This is a genomic window from Sphingobium anseongense (genome assembly GCF_037725245.1).
Taxonomy (GTDB): Bacteria; Pseudomonadota; Alphaproteobacteria; order Sphingomonadales; family Sphingomonadaceae; genus Sphingobium.
This window is the reverse complement of sequence record NZ_JBBJUL010000016.1, coordinates 15,579-32,996: the sequence shown is the minus strand read 5'-3', so window position 1 is coordinate 32,996 and position 17,418 is coordinate 15,579. Positions and strand designations below refer to the sequence as shown.

At 57.0% G+C, this 17,418-nt stretch carries 4 protein-coding genes; all 4 read right to left on the bottom strand.

The window, feature by feature from the left end; all coding sequences use genetic code 11:
- A partial coding sequence (locus tag WG908_RS16600; RefSeq protein ID WP_522012761.1) for a hypothetical protein occupies positions 1 to 162 on the bottom strand: 162 nt, incomplete at its 3' end.
- A gap of 183 nt (positions 163 to 345) precedes the next feature.
- Positions 346 to 1,005, bottom strand: coding sequence for a hypothetical protein (locus WG908_RS15775; RefSeq protein ID WP_340187465.1), 660 nt, complete (start codon positions 1,003 to 1,005; stop codon positions 346 to 348).
- 666 nt (positions 1,006 to 1,671) lie between these two features.
- Positions 1,672 to 2,211, bottom strand: coding sequence for a toxin-activating lysine-acyltransferase (locus WG908_RS15770; RefSeq protein WP_340187464.1), 540 nt, complete (start codon positions 2,209 to 2,211; stop codon positions 1,672 to 1,674).
- A 7-nt stretch (positions 2,212 to 2,218) separates the two neighbouring features.
- On the bottom strand, positions 2,219 to 17,416 hold the full coding sequence (locus WG908_RS15765; RefSeq protein ID WP_340187463.1) for an SPM autocatalytic domain-containing protein: 15,198 nt from the start codon (positions 17,414 to 17,416) through the stop codon (positions 2,219 to 2,221).
- Positions 17,417 to 17,418: the final 2 nt, after the last annotated feature.

The following is a 17,418-nucleotide window of genomic DNA, read 5'->3' as shown; positions in this document are numbered from 1 at the left end:
TTCGGTGGCCCACGTGACAAAATAACGCTTCAAGGCCCTGCTGGGGGTGAGGCCGATTGGACCGTTTTCGACAAGATGACGCAGGGTCAGTGAGGCAGCTCTATGCAGGGGTGAGAGCGCCAATTCCGGGGCGTCAGCGGCTGGGGCATGAAACTCGATCATCGTGTTACGGGCTCTGCCCCACCACAGGCCTGGAAACAAGACACCCGCAACCAGCTTCTAAAGCATGTTTATGAATAGCGGTGACACATGGAACGGGACATAAGCGTTGAGATAGCTGACGGACGGCTCTTTGGAGCCTCTGGTCGCCGCTAAAGGTCTAGAATGGGTCGTCGTTGCTCCCAATTAATTGGGCGCCCGAAACGCTGCAAGTTCTACCATGGTTTTTCGTGCCATCTGCTGAAAGCCGCGCATGATCCCTTCCCATGTGTCGATACGAACATCGAAAGGCCTATGCGGACGCTGTTTGGTGATCATGGCTGCCGTCAGGGCGGGATTTTGTCCTGCCAAAGCTCCACCAGTGGCAGCACCCAGAGCGCCGCCTATCGCGCCAAAGCGCATTCCGCGTTTCACTTCGAAATCCATCGTCTGCGATTGTTCCCAAACGATCGTGCCAGTCGCAATGTCCCGTAATCTGTAAATTACAGTACTATTGTGGTGCGAGCCAGTGATCAGTGGCGTCACCTTCATCGACTTCACTTCAGCCGCTAGCTCGTAGCGTGCGAGTTCTGGCTTTTTGGCTATAAATCCATTGGTCTTCAAAGCGGCGGAGAAAGTGCGATTGAACCATCCGTTCGCAGGTTCGCGATCAGACGGCGAGGTAAATACTTTTTCAGCTACATCGGCCGGAACTACGTCATGTACGCTGGGGCCACCGGTGGCTTGCCCAAGTCTGATAGCGCCAGCCATTGGATTGCCAGGCGCCAAAGTCACGACCCGCTCAGCAGCATGCGCTGTCACCGGCGTGATCAACAACGCACACAAAGCTAAAATTAAACTCCGCACGAACTTCCTCCCCAGGAATATATCGCTCCTTCTACCGCCGCTCTTCCAACGATCAAGATGTCAAACGATAGGCCGGCCAAAGCGGCCCCATCTGCGCGCCGCCGACGGCAGGCAGGCGCTATAGATGCGCAGCTCATATCCATGAGACCGTGACGAAGGCTGCCGACTTGATCACGCCCACAGTTTCGAAAGTGACGCGCGGTGAGGTGTCCCGGTTCCTCACATCGCGCTCCGGATCCTGCGTGGGTCCGTGCTACGGCAGGGACTTTCACCGTGTCACGCGCGTCGCGTGATCACATAGCACGGGCGCCTTAACTATGCCAATCAGCACAAGGGCAGGTGTTCGGCCTATGCCAGCGCCCCCCAGCGGCCGGTCTCGATCAATCACAAGCCGGCCAGCCAACGCATCTCAATTCTGCCCACCGGTCCAGCGCGGAATAGGCATATGGCCGTGATCACAGGTTCGACACCGCTTCAGTCATGTCGAACAAGCCATTCATCACCCTTGCAACGCACATTCATCGATGGGTCGTGACCTCGCAGATAGCGCTGGCAGGTAATAGCCGAGATCTCATATTATCCCGGACATGAACCTGCGGCGCCTCAATGTCACCATAGATAGCGCAGATATGGGTTCTGCGGCGGCTGCCCGGAAAGCGCACAAATTCAGGCCCCTTTAGCGGCTGCCTCGACGGCAGCCTTCAGCTTGTCGCCAGCGTCGGCGTTCACTGTCTGGACGGTTCTCGCCCCTGTCGTGGGATCTGTGCGATGGAAGCGGAACTCCTGGCCCCTTAGCGGCCCTGAGATCAGATCAGCGATCATGATTTCGCGCTGCTTGTTCTCGGGAGTGGCAAATGGAGCGATCAGATCTATCAGCCAAATTTGGTCGCCGTCGATCCACTCTTCGAGGGCGAGGCGGTTCTCGGGCTCGATCAGTCCCTTTTGCAGTTTGGCTACGGCCAAGGGCGCGCATTTGGCCCAGAGCGCGAGACCGACGGGCTGCTGTCCATCACGAAACACATAAAATTGCTGATGGATCAGCGCTGGCATGATCAGCCATTCGAGGTCGCCGATGCTCAGACTTTTATGCAGTGGCGACTGCGTGAGCAGCCAAGTCATTTCTCCAAGGAAATGGCTGACGGTCGGTGCAGATGCAGTCTGCGCTGACGGTTCCGCCATCGGTCTGTCTTTCGGTTCTGCGGTCATATGATCCTCAAGCGGCATTTGCTGCAAACCAGTCGCCGCTATTTTGGTGGTGGGAGACTGCGGACTGAAGATCGCTGTCAGATCTGACGGCGCCAAAGCTGCTCATGGCCTGAAGGAGTTGGGCAGCTGAGTGTTCGGCGGCTTTGGCCATGACAGATGTTTGCATCCCGCTCGAAGACTGGTCAGGCGGCATATCCATAGTCGAACTGGGGCTAAAGGCCAGAGCAACATTACCGATAGTGGCGGTTACGCCATTGTCCCGTGTGAACGTCGCCGTGGAGAGCGGCAGATTCGAGCCCAGCTTTGTAGGGCCATTGATGGAGGTCGAAGAAAGGCTGATTTCCTTGATCCCTGCATCGGCAAGCGACTTGAGCTCTCCCATGTCGGTTACGCCATTCTCGTTGCTGTCCGCCCACAATTTCAGTTCGCTAAAGCGAGCGTCGCCTGCGGTAATCTTGCCGTCCTTGCTATTGTCAAGGATGGCCAACCCCTCCCACGCATTTTTCGCATCGGTTTTTTCGGACAAGAAGGACAGTTCGGACGGATGCGTAATCAGAGCATCAGCGTTGTGGTCGATCACCAGCATTGCGTCGTCTTTCCCGGCCCAGCCTGTGTTATCGGCGGTCCCATCACCGTCCATATCGAAGGCGGCGTTAGTTTTGCTTGCTCGCCGCGCTTCCAGGCCATCGCCATCGAGATCGAGTATGATCGTCGACAACATGCCCACCGACCGGTTGGCGAAGGTCATGATCGATGCTGGCGAAACGAGTCCGGCTCCAGCGTCGATGACACCTTTTGCATCGCGCGCGGTGACATGCAGCGTTCCAGCGGTCGAAACGATTGAGTAGTTCTTGGCATTACGATCCCACGAACTTTGCTGTAAGGCGATCTCCGGCAACGCCGACAAGGCCTTGAACGCAAAGCCCGCGTCGAGAAGGTGCCCGGTTTCGCCATTCGCCAGCAAATAGCTGCTGGTGTTGTAGATGATGTTCTGACCGGGCACTTGGGCTTGGCCGGTTGCCACGCCTTGGAGAGTGATGGCGTCGATTCTAGCCTCGGCCAAACTTAGAAGCTCGCCGGCATCGGTCTTACCGTTCGCATCGCGATCGAACCACAGCTTAAATTCAACGAAACGCTCATCGCTTCCGTCCAATAAGCCATCGCCGTTGGCGTCGAACCCGGCCAAACCTTCCAAATCAGTCTTGGCGCCAGCTTTGTCGCCGACAAAGGAAATTTCGCCAATATCGTCGATGGTGCCATTGCCGTTGCGGTCGAGCGCTAACAAGGCATCACCTGGCTTGATCCAGCCAGTCTGGTCAGCAATACCATCCTTGTTCATATCGAAGAGGGTTTGACTGCCGCCCAGCGCAGTTAGTCCTGAGCCGTCCCCGTCAAAATCGAACACGATCGGCGCGGCAATCTCCGTGCTAAAATCAGATGGGTCGAAGGTAAAGATAACATCAGCACCAGCGCTGGTCGTCCCGTCGCTATGTTGCACTTCGAGCGTTGCAAAGGTCACATTGTCGGGGCTGTCAACATCTTCACCCGTCGCAGTGAGTGTAAGATTGATGGCTGTTATGCTATGCGCGCTCAAAGCAGCCAATTCACTTGCTTCGCTGACACCATTTTGATTGGCGTCGTTCCACACCAAGAATTCGGCGAACCGTTCATCGCCCGCGTCGAGGAAGCCATTCTCGTTCGTGTCGAACGCGCGCAATCCCTCACCGTCCGAAAGAGCGCCCTCAACATCGCCCACGAACGAGATTTCCGCGATATCGTCGATTGTGCCGTTATGATTGCGGTCGAGTGCCAGAAAGCCATCGTCAGCCTCTGCCCACCCTGTCCGGTCGGCGACGCCGTCGCGATCCATGTCAAAATCTATGGTCGAACTGTCGTAAGCAACCAGTTCTACGCCATCTCCATCGAGATCAAGCACGATAGGGGGCACCGACGAGTTGCGCCGTAGGAAGACGATCTGAAAAGGGTGTACGCCCGTCATGCCCGATGTGTCGCGGATCGACAGGTCGAAATCATAATAACGCGTCGCTGTGCGACGGACGCCATCCAGCTCATAGGCGCCCTCCCATTCGCCATCGCCCGCGCTCTGAAAGCTTATTATGCCATATGCACCGCTGGCGTTTACAGACAGTATGGGCGCTTCGCCATCAGCCTCGCTACTGCCTCCGTAAACCACGTTCTCATCACGAGTCTCTGGGGTGGAAAGCGAATAGGAATAGGTGGTGCTTTCACCCTCGGGATCGGTAGGATATACGATAACCAAGGGGCCTTCATTTCTGTTGGCGGTCACCCACCAAACGCTTGGCTGCTGGTAGATCATCCGGCCACTGTCTGTGTCGCCAGCTTCGCCCGCATATGTGCCGCTGATCGTTGGCGCTTCGTTCACATTCGTAATGGTGGCTGCAAACGTTCCAGTCGCCACAAACTGCCCATCAAAAGCTTTAATCGATAAGGTCGTCGCTCTTTGCTGAGCTGTAAGGGCTTCGTAATCTACCGAGCCCTCCTTGAGACTGAGCTTACCGTCGGTCGAAATTGCCCATATGCCCGATTCGTAGCTGCCGTCTGCAAAACTCCATGACATATCTCGATTTTCGGGGTCCACCAGCATCCGTGTTCCGGTAGAATTGTCCGCCAGATTGAAGATTGGCGTCAGTGGCGGAGCCTCGCCAAATTCCGCTCTGGAACCTGATGCGCCGACCAGCGAATGGGCCTCATTCAGATCAGCGATGTTGAGGGACACGTTGGAAGTCCGCGTGATCGAATGGGCACCGCTAGCCTTATCCTGAACATTGACCTGGTAATTGAAGTTATTGGGACCACTTTCGAAATTGAACGCGCCGCTGGGTCCGACAAACAAATTGCCATCGGAGGCCTTGATCATGAAACGGCCATCAGCCGAAGCCGACATCGTCGCTCCCAAGCCCGCATCGTAGAATGTCGAGCCACCAACGAACGAATAGCGCAGTTCAGAGGAGGGGCCGTCTGGATCGAGCGCCGCCAACGACCAAATATGATAGCCCGATGTTCGATCTTCTTGAACGATAAGGGTAGGAATGGCATTCCAGACCGGCGCTTCGTTCTTGTCCTCGATAAAGACATTGTAGCTATAGGCTGCCGATTGCAAACCCGCCGCGTCAGTGGCTTTGAGCGTTACCGTTGCCAGCTTAATCTCTTTAAGGCCATCGCCGTCAGCATCGTAGATATAGTCGCTACCGATGCCGAATTGCCCCTTGTTCGCGCGAAGCCAGCCAGCCGTAAAATTGGCAGTGGGGGCAAAAGCCAACTGATCGCCATCAATGATCTGGAACCAACCATTTGGGTTGTTTGTGATGACGAGGTTAGGTTCGGGTGTGTCGGGATCGCCGATGCTGAAGGTCGCAACGATCTTGTTCGACAGCGACGCATCGCCATTGAGCACCTCGCTGTACGTCGTCGATGATAAGACCGACGTTATATAGGGTTGCTCATTGAGATCGGAAATCAGGACTGCGACCCGCGTTGGCGATGAGTTTAGAACTCCATCATTTGCTCGAACGTCGACATAGGCGACACGGGCATCCAAACGCCCATCGCCGTTCCAGTCATATTTCTGGACATTCGGATCGGCAGCATAAGTCTCGTAATTGAAACTCGATACCCCGGTGAACTTCACCTGATTGCCGGCGATCGTGAACCATTGGGCGTTCACCCCGCCGACGATCTGCAATGTGGGCGTGGTCCCATCTGGATCGGTCAGCGTCAAGCTGGCGACCACCCCGTTGGTGATCACCGCGTTTTCGTCGACATATTTCACGATCTCGGTGCCACCGGACGGGGGCAGGGGAGCCTCGTTTACGTTGGTCATCGGCACGACAATTTGCTTGTCGAAAGTCAAGCCGCTGTTGTCGGTTACTCGAACCGTGATGGTGTGCAAGCTGTCGCGGTTCGCCGCCTCATAGTCGAACGGTGTTGTTCCGCCATTATTGACCAGCAGCCGGCTCGTGTTAGCCGGATCGAGCCGATAGCGACCGCCTGCATCATTGAGCAGTTGGAAGATGGAAGGCGCAGGGGCGCCTTCGGCTGTGTCCGGGTCGGATCCGGTAAGTGTTCCGACCAACGTGCCATAGGCTGCATTTTCGGCGACCGAACCAGCGAGCGTTATGTTGGTGGGCTTGCCATTGACGGTCACGGTAAGCGGCGACCAGGCCGAGGTTCTTACCGACGATCCGTCGATGGTTTGCACCGCGACCTGAAGCGGCGCATTGCCAAAGCCCGTAGGCGCGGACATTTTGAGCCCCACCAACTGCGCCTGGGTCAGCCGCCAAGTCGTCCCGCCTTCCAATATGCCGACTGGGGCCCCGGCCGCATTCACCAGGCTATAACCGGCTGGCAGACCCTTGATGAGCACTTCACGTCGTTCAGATCCATCAGCGCTGTCGGGCGAGGTCACGGCGATCGTCAGTGGTATCAATGTTCCGGCATGACCCCCAGAGCTTGCAAGCTGAGTAAAGGTGCCGGTGTCTGCCGTAGGGGCGATCGACAGAGTGAAGCCGTTCAAGTCGGATGCCGTCCGCGAGGTGCCGCGGATCTGCGCCACCATCTGGAGCGACAGCACGCCGCCAGGAAGCAAGTGCGTGCTCGCGTTTGGTGCCAGGGTCAAGGTGACCGTCCGGTTGCCGTTTGCGTCGGGCGTTCCTGTGTTCACCGCGCTGACATAGTCTGTCAGTATCTGACCGTTTCCAGCTGAAATCGTCAGGTCGATGCTGCTGGCAGGAATGACTACTCCCAATCCCTGATTGTCCTCAAACCACGCACGCACGGCAAAGCTGACCGTCTGCGTAGCGGCGTCCAAAGGCTCGGTTCCTGAAATGCTGACGATATCGCTGACGCGCGGCGGACTGAGTCTGCCCCAATGCTCCTCCATGCTGTTGCTGAAGGAGATATTTCCGCTACGCAGCGTAGCCATCTGCGCCCGTGTCGTTGGTCGACTGGCTAAAGGAATGCCCGCCATGAGCGTGGTGAGTGCGTCCACGTTGATAGGGATTACCGCGCGCTCGACGCCATCGGAGATGAGGTCGATCTTGAAATAATTGGCGGGAACATTGCGGTCAGGGATCGTGAACCAATTATCGATCGTCACCGACCCTTCGGATCCAGAGGCGCCCAGGATCGTCATTCTCAGATGATTGCCGGCAGCGTTGACGGCACCTGCGTTATCGACCCTATCGAACCAGATGTCAGTATATAGCACCGTATTATCAAAGCTCAGATGATCGAAGTTGGTACCGGTCGCATCGTAATTCTGGATGCGGTCATTTCCTTGGTTTCGCGCGACATGATAGGTATCATTGTCTGCGCCGCCGATCAGCGTATCGTCGCCTGCGCCACCGTCCAGATAATCGTTCCCCGCTTCTGCATCGATCGAGTCATTGCCCAATCCGCCAAACAGGTAATCCTGTCCAGCGCCGCCCCGGATGATGTCGTTGCCAACCTCACCATATATAATGTCGTTGGCCGCCGACCCGGTAAGAGTGTCGCCGTAGGCGGACCCTTGCAGAAGCTCGATGCCTGTCAGCGTATCGCCTTGAGCACTGCCGCCTGTTCCTACGCCTGTTGCGAGGCTGACAGTAACGGCAGCGGTCGATGCGGCATAAGTCGCACCGTCGAACCCAAGGCCGCCTACGAGCTGATCCGCCCCAAGCCCGCCGTCCAAATAATCGTCGCCATCCCCGCCATTTAGCGTGTCGGTTCCATCTCCTCCGGTCAGGCCAAGCGCTGTAAAACCGCGCCAAGCATCGTCACCGGCCGCGCGGACGCCATCATTGCCGCCTTCTCCGTTCAACGTGTCGTTGCCGATGCCGCCATCAAGGTCATCACGATCATCACCGCCGTAAAGCGTGTCATTGCCTACTCCACCGTCGATCTGGTCGAGGCCAGCCTGCCCGGAGAGCGCATCATCGCCATCGTCACCTGCTAGCAAATCATTGCCATCGCCGCCTTCGATAACGTCGTTACCAGAACCTCCAGATAAGAGATCATTACCCGCCATTCCGCGAATGATGTCCCGATTCTGCTGCCCATCGATATCGTCTGCAGCCGCTGTCCCTTCTGTGACGTCATCGACATTATTAATTGCGAATACGAAATTCTGATCCAGCAAGAATGGGGCAGAGGACTTGTCGGCGGCCCGAACCTTGATTGTGATGGCCGCGCCATCCGTTTCATAGTCGAGGCTCTTGTTGGCAAGCAGGACTAATTTGTTTGCCGCATCGACGCCAAATCGCGTGCTGGCCACAGTAGAGCTTCCTTCGAACACAGCGAAGCTGTGCTGCCCAGTAAGTTGGCCGACCAGATCAGGATCGGTCACGCCCAAAGTGCCAAGAATAATTGCGGGCCGAGCGGTTCCCGTTGCAAGCCGATCGCGCTCGTTGATGGACGCTAGCGCGCCCGCCAATGTGATCGCGGTCTGCTGCTCGTTAGTGTCCTCTACTTTCACCGAAAAGGCGGTTAAAAGATCCGAGTGCAAAGACCCGTCGGTTGCTCGAATATTCCCGGTGAGCGAGACTTCCGCCCGCCCATCACCGTCGCTGTCGGAGACGGTGAAACCTGCGTTCACAAGCGCTTCGAAATTCGGCTCGATTGCAAATTGGACTTGTGTGCCGACTATCTTGAAACGCCCTGCCGGATTGCCGGTCGTATCGGTAACGAACATCAATCCAGGAACAGGCAATCCGTCGGGATCGCTCGTGGTAAACTGCGCGACCAGCGTGCTGATGTTTGCAATCGATGTTGCACCTACATATTCCGAAACTACTCCGCGTGACGCCGTTAGCACTGCCACATTAGGAGCTTCGTTTACGTTGCCGACCGTGACAGTGAAATTCTTGACGGATGAAGCGCCGTATGAATCAGTTGCTTTGACCTGCACCACATGGCTCGACGCGATTTCGCGATTTAGCAAGGTGGGGTCGAGCACCCTCAGATTGGCGGCCGCAGTGATATAAAACCTGCCCCCTGCGTCGTTTGGGAGGGTGTAGGTTATGGGATCTCCTTCCACGTCAATGACATCAAACTTGGCAAGAAAATCGCCGTTTGCGGTCAGACTTCCTGGAGCACTTTCCAATACGGTAAGAGCGCCCGTTTTGAGGCCGATGATGCGCGGCGCGTCATTGACCGGCGTGATGTTTACCTGGACCGGAAGCTCAACGGCGTGCCCATCGGCATCGGTGGCAATGACAACGAAACTGTCCTGGCCATTGAGGTCGGCGAAGGGCGTATAGGTCAATGCACCTGTTGTGGTGTTCAGGCTAGAAATCGTTCCTTTGCTAGGACCACTGCCCGCCTTAAGGCTGTAACTCACGATATTCTGATCATGGTCGATGACGTCATAGTCGCCATCGATCGTCAGGGTGCCATCCTCTAGCATCGTGGCCGTCCGCGGTGCAGAGGGCCCTGTAGGAGCTGACTTGCCACCGGCATGCCAGTAGGTCGCCAACTGTGACCCAATCGCACTTGGCATCGTCGCGGGTGTTATAACGGGTGTCGTTGTCGCGGCCGTCATGGCGGTGACGAGTTTCAGGGCATCGGGGTGATCGAGGAAAATCGCATGCGTCGTGGTCTGAATGGCGTGAACTCGGGTTTGCCCAGTCGCAAGGAAGAAGTCAGTCACCATCGTCGTGGTGCCGCCACCGATCACCGAAACCCGCAGATCATTGCCAACGCGCGTGAGCCAAAGCTCATCATAACTAACGGATTCGTCGAAGGTCAGTATATTTGTGCCGCTGAGATCCAAAAGAGTGTCGTTCCCCGACATTCGATCAAATGCATAAATGTCATTCCCCGATGGGTCCTGCAGATTGTCGTCGCCAGATCCGCCATTCAAGATATCGTTACCGCCGCCGCCTACAAGCGTATCTGCGTCGGCTCCGCCGCTCAGCAGGTCGTCGCCATTGCTGCCGCTCAAAATATCCAGGCCGGTGCCACCGATCAGATCATCATTGCCATCATTGCCGTAAAGCTTGTCATTCCCGTCCCCGCCATCGAGGACATCATCTTCAGTGCCGCCAGAGAGGGTGTCATGATCCTCACCACCAGATAAAGCATCATCGCCTGCATCGCCATACAGCGTGTCGTTACCCCGATCCCCGGAGAGAACGTCATCACCTGCACCCCCACTCAGTATGTCGACGCCAAGAAGTCCCAACAGGCGATTATCATTGGCATCCCCAGTAAGGGCATCGTTGAACGATGAGCCGACAAGATTCTCGACCCCGACCAATATGTCGCCTGCGGCGTCTGACCCGGCTACGCCGCCCTGGGGCGTCGTAAGCGTGAGATCGACCGTGACCCCGGCGGTGGAGCGCACATACCGAACTGTATCCCCGGCATCGGGGCCACTGGTTGATGGATTGTTAGAGTAGCCATCGATCTGATCGGCGCCCGCGCCGCCTTCGAGCACGTCGTCGCCGCTACCGCCGTGGAGGATATCGTCGCCCGTCGTCCCGATCAGCACGTCTCGGCCGCTCCCGCCACCAAAATTGACTGATGTCAGGCCGGCCGCTCCCACCATGATATCATCGGTCGAGCCGCCGCCAAGTTGCGCATCGCTGGTCGCAATCTTCACGGCCATAAGCGAAGCTGACAAACCATCATTCAGCTTCAGAGTCTCAACGGCGTGGTTAGCAAGATAGTGATACTTGATCGTGACCTGGCTTGCTGAGGTCGATCCGTAACGAATCACGAGATCGTTGTTGACCCTGGTGAATGTAAGATCGGTTAGGCTGATATCAGGCCCAAACTCCAGTTCGTCATTGCCGGCATTAACATCCGAATCGTAGCGCTGGCGCGTCACCTGTTGGCCGTTCGTACGGGCGAAACCACCCAGCCATCCTCCCTGGATGTAGGCAGAAGGTACGGGGACGGCCGGAGATGCGCCCGCCGCATAGGAATAGCTGCTGCTGTCATAAATGAACGTGCCGTCAGGAGCTTGGATCTTCAGCTGCCAATAGTGGTTCCCAGAAGTCGCATCGATTGTTCCTGTATCCACCCACGATACGACATACCCGGCAGCCAGGACCCCAGCGGTCGTGACCGCCTCTTCCATGACAAAGCTGATATCCCGGATGAAGTCCGCGCCATGACCGATATTCCAGACATAGACGTCGTCGCCGCTGTTGCCGATCAGCGTGTCGTTGCCAAGACCACCGGTCAGCTCATTCTGCCCGCCATCGCCGCCCAGCACATCCGCGCCACTGCCACCGATCAGGTCCTCGATTGCGTGATATTCGTCCCCGTCGGCATCACCTGCATTCATGTTTGCCGCCGTCAACTGCACCTTCACTGCAGCTGCCGCAGAAGCATATGATGCGGCGTCCTGACCCGATCCACCGATCAGAACGTCCTTGCCTACCCCGCCGTCAAGGATGTCGTCGCCGTTGCCCCCATATAGCACGTCATCGCCAACTTCGCCCTTCAGTGTGTCGAACCCGCTATTGCCCGCAAGGATGTCATTACCGCTTCCACCAGCGATTACGTCGTCGCCAGCCGCGCCGGTTATCCAGTCGGCAGCCAGCGTGCCAACCAAGGGCGCGCTTGCAGTGCCGTCTGCTAAGTCTGAGCCTGCGATCAGCTTGGTGCTGGCGATGTTCAATATGCCGGTCTGGTAGAAGGCAATATTCTCAATCTGGCCTGGTGAAACATACCAATCCCTGATCGTGATGCTATCCTTGGCCAGCGACGTGTCACCAAGCTCCTCATCTTCATCGCTGATTGCCAACACCAGGTCGTTGGTTCCAACAGGCCGCCTCAGGATCACGTCCTGCAGATTGATGTCCGGAGAAAGTTCGATCGTATCGATGCCAGCATTTGCAGTTATTGTCGTTGCATTAGCTGGCGGCACAAAGCGCTTATAGGTGCTAGTCGTGCTATCATAGGAAAAGCGGCCCACCCATTGGAAATCGGGTTCCGCGACGGTGCCGAAATTCTTACGGATGACAGCACCGCCTGGACCGGTCACTTCACCGGTCGAAGCATTGTGGGCGTACCCGGCAGCAGCGTTCCAGCCACCTGCCTGCGTCCACACCACGTCCCAATAATTGGCGTATTCGTCAAAATAAAGATCGCGACCATCGCCCCGCGAATATTTGAACGTATCATCGCCAGTGCCGCCTACGACCCAGTCACCATCTCCGCGACCACCAGCCAGGATGTCGCGATCACCGCCCCCATATAGATCGTCAGTTCCGCCATCACCCGTGAGGGCATCGGCACCCGCGTCTCCCATGAGGGTGTCGCCGCCCAGGCCGCCGATCAGCATGTCGCGACCGGTGCCGCCTGAAACTTGGTCGTCGCCTAGCGCCCCATTGCCTACATCGTCACCCCCCAGTAGCAAGAGCTTGTCGTCGCCTGCGCCCCCATAAACGAAGTCATTGCCGTTGGTACCGATCAGTATATCGTTGCCCGCACCACCGATGACGAAGCTGGTGAGATCGCCGATCCGCATTTCATTGCCATCGGCGAATTTGAGCCATTCCACGCGTTTAAAGGGATTGCTGAACCAGTCCTTGATCGTCAAGCGGGTGCCGCTATCGCTCTCGGTTGTGCCCACCGTGGTCATAACAATCACGATCAGGTCATTGCCGGGCGTCGTGCTGGTACCTGATCGTTGAAGCTTGATATCACCGATATTTATACCTGCGCCAAAGATGATTGCATCCTCGCCGCCTGCAACTTTTTCAGCTTGCACCCCTGCCGCAGAACCGACCCAATCTGGACGCAATGCACCTGCTGTCGTCGGATTGAGCTTCCAGGCTTGGATGGCAGCAGCCCTTTGGGTCATTGCGTCGCCGGCCCCCGTGTCGACCGGTGCCCCCGTGGCATCTTCCTCTGCCAGATCCGAGCCGTCGCCCCGGCGAACCAGATACTGGTCCGATCCCGTGCCGCCTTTTAGGCTGTCATTATCGCCAGCACCGCCAGCAAGGATATCGTCGCCAGCGGCGCCGGTCAGGGTGTCGTTGCCGTCACCACCTTCCAACCAGTCAGAACCCTCGCGACCATAAAGCGTGTCACTGCCTGCGCCGCCGTTGAGGTAGTTGCCGTCGCCACCGAGCGACGTGCTACCAACGGAGCTGGCGGTCAAAATATCATTGCCATCCCCACCCAGCAGCCAATCGTCGAGACGACCGCCATATAGGGTGTCGTTGCCAGCGCCACCGAAGATGTTATCGCCCAGATCGGACGCGTAGATAATGTCAGCACCATCGCCACCATCAATCGTGGCTGCAATATCGATGTCGAGCGCGCGCCGGTCGGATGTCTGGTAGTTCAGCGTAACCGCACTGGCCGATCCGGTGGCCCGGGTTCCCACGACATTGATGGTCTGCGTACCGCTTGCCGGTTCATGCACGATGATGTCGTCGAGCCAGGTCACGGGCTTGGCCGGATCGCGGAATGTCGCGTCCAGGATCGTGCCGATGCCGACCACGGGCGTCGCGCCATTGGCGAGCAGGCTCGTGCCCGCCGTCACCGTCGCGGTCAGGGCGAAGCGTTCGTTGCCTTCGACGTTGGTCGCCTTGCCCTGCGCGTCCGTGCCATTGTCGGTCTTGATCGCCACGCGCAGCGATAAGGACGTGCCGCCCGCCGCGATCGTCGCGCTAGTGGCTGCGGTCCAGGTCGATCCGTTCCACACTTCAACGCTCGGCCCGGTCGCGCTGCCGTAATCGACGGCGCCACCGCTCGCCCCCTGTTCGGACAGGGTGAGCGAGAAGGTCACCGCGCTCGACACCGCCTTGGACAGGCTGACGCGGAACTGTGCATAGCCATCGCCTTCGCCGACATAGCTGCGCCCGACCATGAGGTAGGCCGGATCGCTGTTGGCGACGATCGTTACGGTGGCGGGCGGCCCCATGATCGTGGCTAAAACACCAGGCGCGCCGCTTAGCGTCACGTCGAAGGCTTCGCGCCCGCTGTTCGCGCTATTCGCCTTGATCGTGACCGGCGCGTTGATGCGCAGGCTGGTCGCGGTCAGGCTCACGGTAGACGTGGCGGCGGTAAAATCGACCCCCGACACCGCGATCTCGTCCTGCAACAGGCCGTTGACGGTATAGCCGGCCTGGGATGCCAGCGTCCCCGTGCGCAGGTCGATGATGTCGATGCCAGCGGTGCCTTCGATCGTGGTCTGCCCGGCGATGTCGATCGCGTCGCCCAGCGTATAGTCGCCGATGCCGATCAGCCGGCTGACCTGGCCGCTGGCGGGATCGTAATCGAACCCGAACTCGACGTTGGCGGCATTGGTCTGCGCTTCGTCCATCAGGAAGGCGAAGCCGCCGAACCAGTCGCTGCGATGGCGGCGGGTCAGGCCGAGTTCGTCCGCGCGTGCCAGCGTGATCAGGGTTTCGGTGGTGAACACGCTGTCGGGCTCGGCCGAGACCAGCGCGTTGATGACCGCGCTATTCTGAAGATAGGTGGCATAGGATTGCGCGGACGATATGTTGCCCAGCAGTATATTGGTGTCGAAGTCGAGCGCGTCGATCCCGCCCAGGTCGAAGGTCGCATAGAGCGCGCGCTTCACATAGACGTCGCCGCCCGCGATCTGGAAATCGGGGTCGGTCAGGCCCTGATGGACGCCATAGCCGATCAGCCGGGTCGCAGCGTCCTTGCCCGAAAAACGCTGGGTGATCGCTTGCCTGTCGCGCGTCGAGCCGGGGCGGTAGACGAAGTCCTTCTTGCGCATCCCGTAATTGCCGGACTGCACCGCCTCCGGGTTGAGCAGCGTGCCCCCGGTCGCGGCGAGCACGGAGTTGAACGTCTCCGAAACGGCGGACGCGACGCTGCGCGCGGCATCCTTGGACCCGCCCTTCCTGGAATAGACGTTGGCGACGACGAATTTCTGCTGGGCCTCGTCCCACTGGGAGTCCGCGCCCGATCGCGGAATGCCGCCGAAGACCGAGCCGATGAGGCCGCCGACGATGAAGCCGACGAACGCGCCGATCGCAGCGCCGACGGGGCCACCTAGTAACGTTCCAACCTTGAACAACTCTGTCATCGCGAGGGTGCCAAGCGCACTTCCGACAGCAGAGCCGATCTGACCCCCTACCGTATCGAAGCTTATGACCTTTGCTGCCAAGAACGAGCCAAAGAAAGACCCAACAGCGCTGCCGACCAGAGACAGGTTTACTCCGGTAAAGGGCTTGTAAACTTCTCCTGCCACGCCGCCGACGACTGTCTCGCCGAGACGCGTCAAGTTAGTCAACACTTGACCAATAACGGCACCAGCTGCCGTATTAGCCAGGCCTCCCTCGAATCCCTCAAGTCCTATTAAACCGACGAGTTCTGCGGTAAGGAAAGAGGATACAGCGCCAACACCCGCTGATTTGAGGTTTCCTAGAAACTCTTCACTGACCGTAGCAAATGCATCGCGAGTGGCACTGGTTGCCGACTGTTTGCCGACAATGCCATCTACTAGATCGCCAAAATTGTCGCCCAGCGTCTTGAGGGTCGCCGAACTTACGATGCCCGCCAGCCTATCGCCGCCAGCAAGCCGGTAGCCTAGCTGCTGCCCCAGAACCCCACCGAAGTCGGAGAATTCGATGCCGACCGGATTGTTATCAAGCCGTATATTTGTCGCTACCGGTTCAAGATCGTCATTCAGCGTCGTAACCACTGTTACGTTGCCATCCTTCGCCGAGTAAGCTACAATAATTCCGTTCTTGTAGGTGTAGGATACCGCGCGACCAAGATAATCGACTGGTGTCGCGATACCGCCAATCACGTCGATACTGAGTCCTGGCGGCAGTAGCAGCCGGCGCTGCGCAACGACTATCGTCTTCGCACCATCCTGGTCGCTAATCGAGACTGGCACCAATATCGGCCCATCTCCGGTGCCTTGACCAATAGCTACGGCAAAAACGTCTTCCGCTTTTACATGGAAGACCTTCTCGAACTCAGTCGCGGTCAGGGTGACCTCTTCGCCGTCTTGGTCGGTGACCTTCACTAGTAGGACGCCACTGGCTTGGCGGACGAAATGGAGATTGGTGGTATCGTATGCGCGCTCGCCGTCCACGTTGCTCAATGTCATGTAAGCCTCCGTCGGAGTTGGAAGCTGTTGACCACTCGCGGGAATCTGTTTGATCGTGACGTTTGAAACGGTACCGCGCTTCGTGCTAATTACCTTGTACTGAAGCCCGCCGGCCGACGTATCTTTCAAAATGTGCGTCCCCTTCCAGAACAGAGAACTCATCTGATTGAGTGCCTGCTCGGTAGTATAGGTCGCGCCGCCCTCACTTGCTTGCAAGCCAAGAACTTGGCTGTCAAATTCTAGAACCGCATCACTGCGATTTGCAGCTGCATAAGATAATCCAATTACTGCATAATATACGTTATGACTTGTCAAAGTTTTATGGCGATTTTGCCAGTCAAAGTTTCTTGTAGCTAATATATTTATGTTCGCATCATTGATGATGATCTTATTAGCGGAATCGGTTGTAATGCCATCTATTAAGGAACCACCAACAAAACGATCGCCTGCGTCCAGTTTTAGCAAATAGACGCCATAAGCGCCAAAAGCTGTTGTTCTCATGCTATCAGTTATTGGTCCGGTCTGGCTATCAACCCACGCATTGTAAGCATAAATGGTTGCCAAGCCCTCACCACGAGACTTAACACGAACGAAGTCTTGCACATAACTTTGGACGTTAATCGATGTTACGTTTGCGGGCTGGCTTTTAATGTATGCCAGCATCGTATTTACCGAACTGACTTCCTCCGGAGCAATCAAGGCTGCGCCGAAACCGTGACCCAGTTCATGGGCGACGATAAACATTGCTGTGCCTGTATCAGACCCTCCTGCACTCGCGAAATTAATTAGATCATCGCCGATGCCAAACGTTCCATCTACAACTTTAACTACTGTATTGTCTTTCATTAGCTTGAATTCGTTAAGTGTTTGGGCACTATTCCCACTATAGGATCTTGAACTAAATCCGCTACGTCCACTCACATTGCTTTTTGGGTCACGCGGTAAATAATCGATTTTCTTAAGAAGACCATGCGTATAGGCATCATTAAATAACGTAACATATGCTTCGTTGCTTTTTACAAGATTATGAAATGTATCGAAGGCATCACCCGCATTGGGATTGGTTGGATGCATCTTCTCATATTGACTGCGAGCCTTGTCGAACATCCCCGCAACTGAAGGCAACAGTGGCATAA

Coding starts and splice junctions, on each gene's coding strand:
- WG908_RS15765 (WP_340187463.1), bottom strand. CDS start 17,416: ATGCCACTGTTGCCTTCAGTTGCGGGGATGTTCGACAAGGCTCGCAGT.
- WG908_RS15770 (WP_340187464.1), bottom strand. CDS start 2,211: ATGACCGCAGAACCGAAAGACAGACCGATGGCGGAACCGTCAGCGCAG.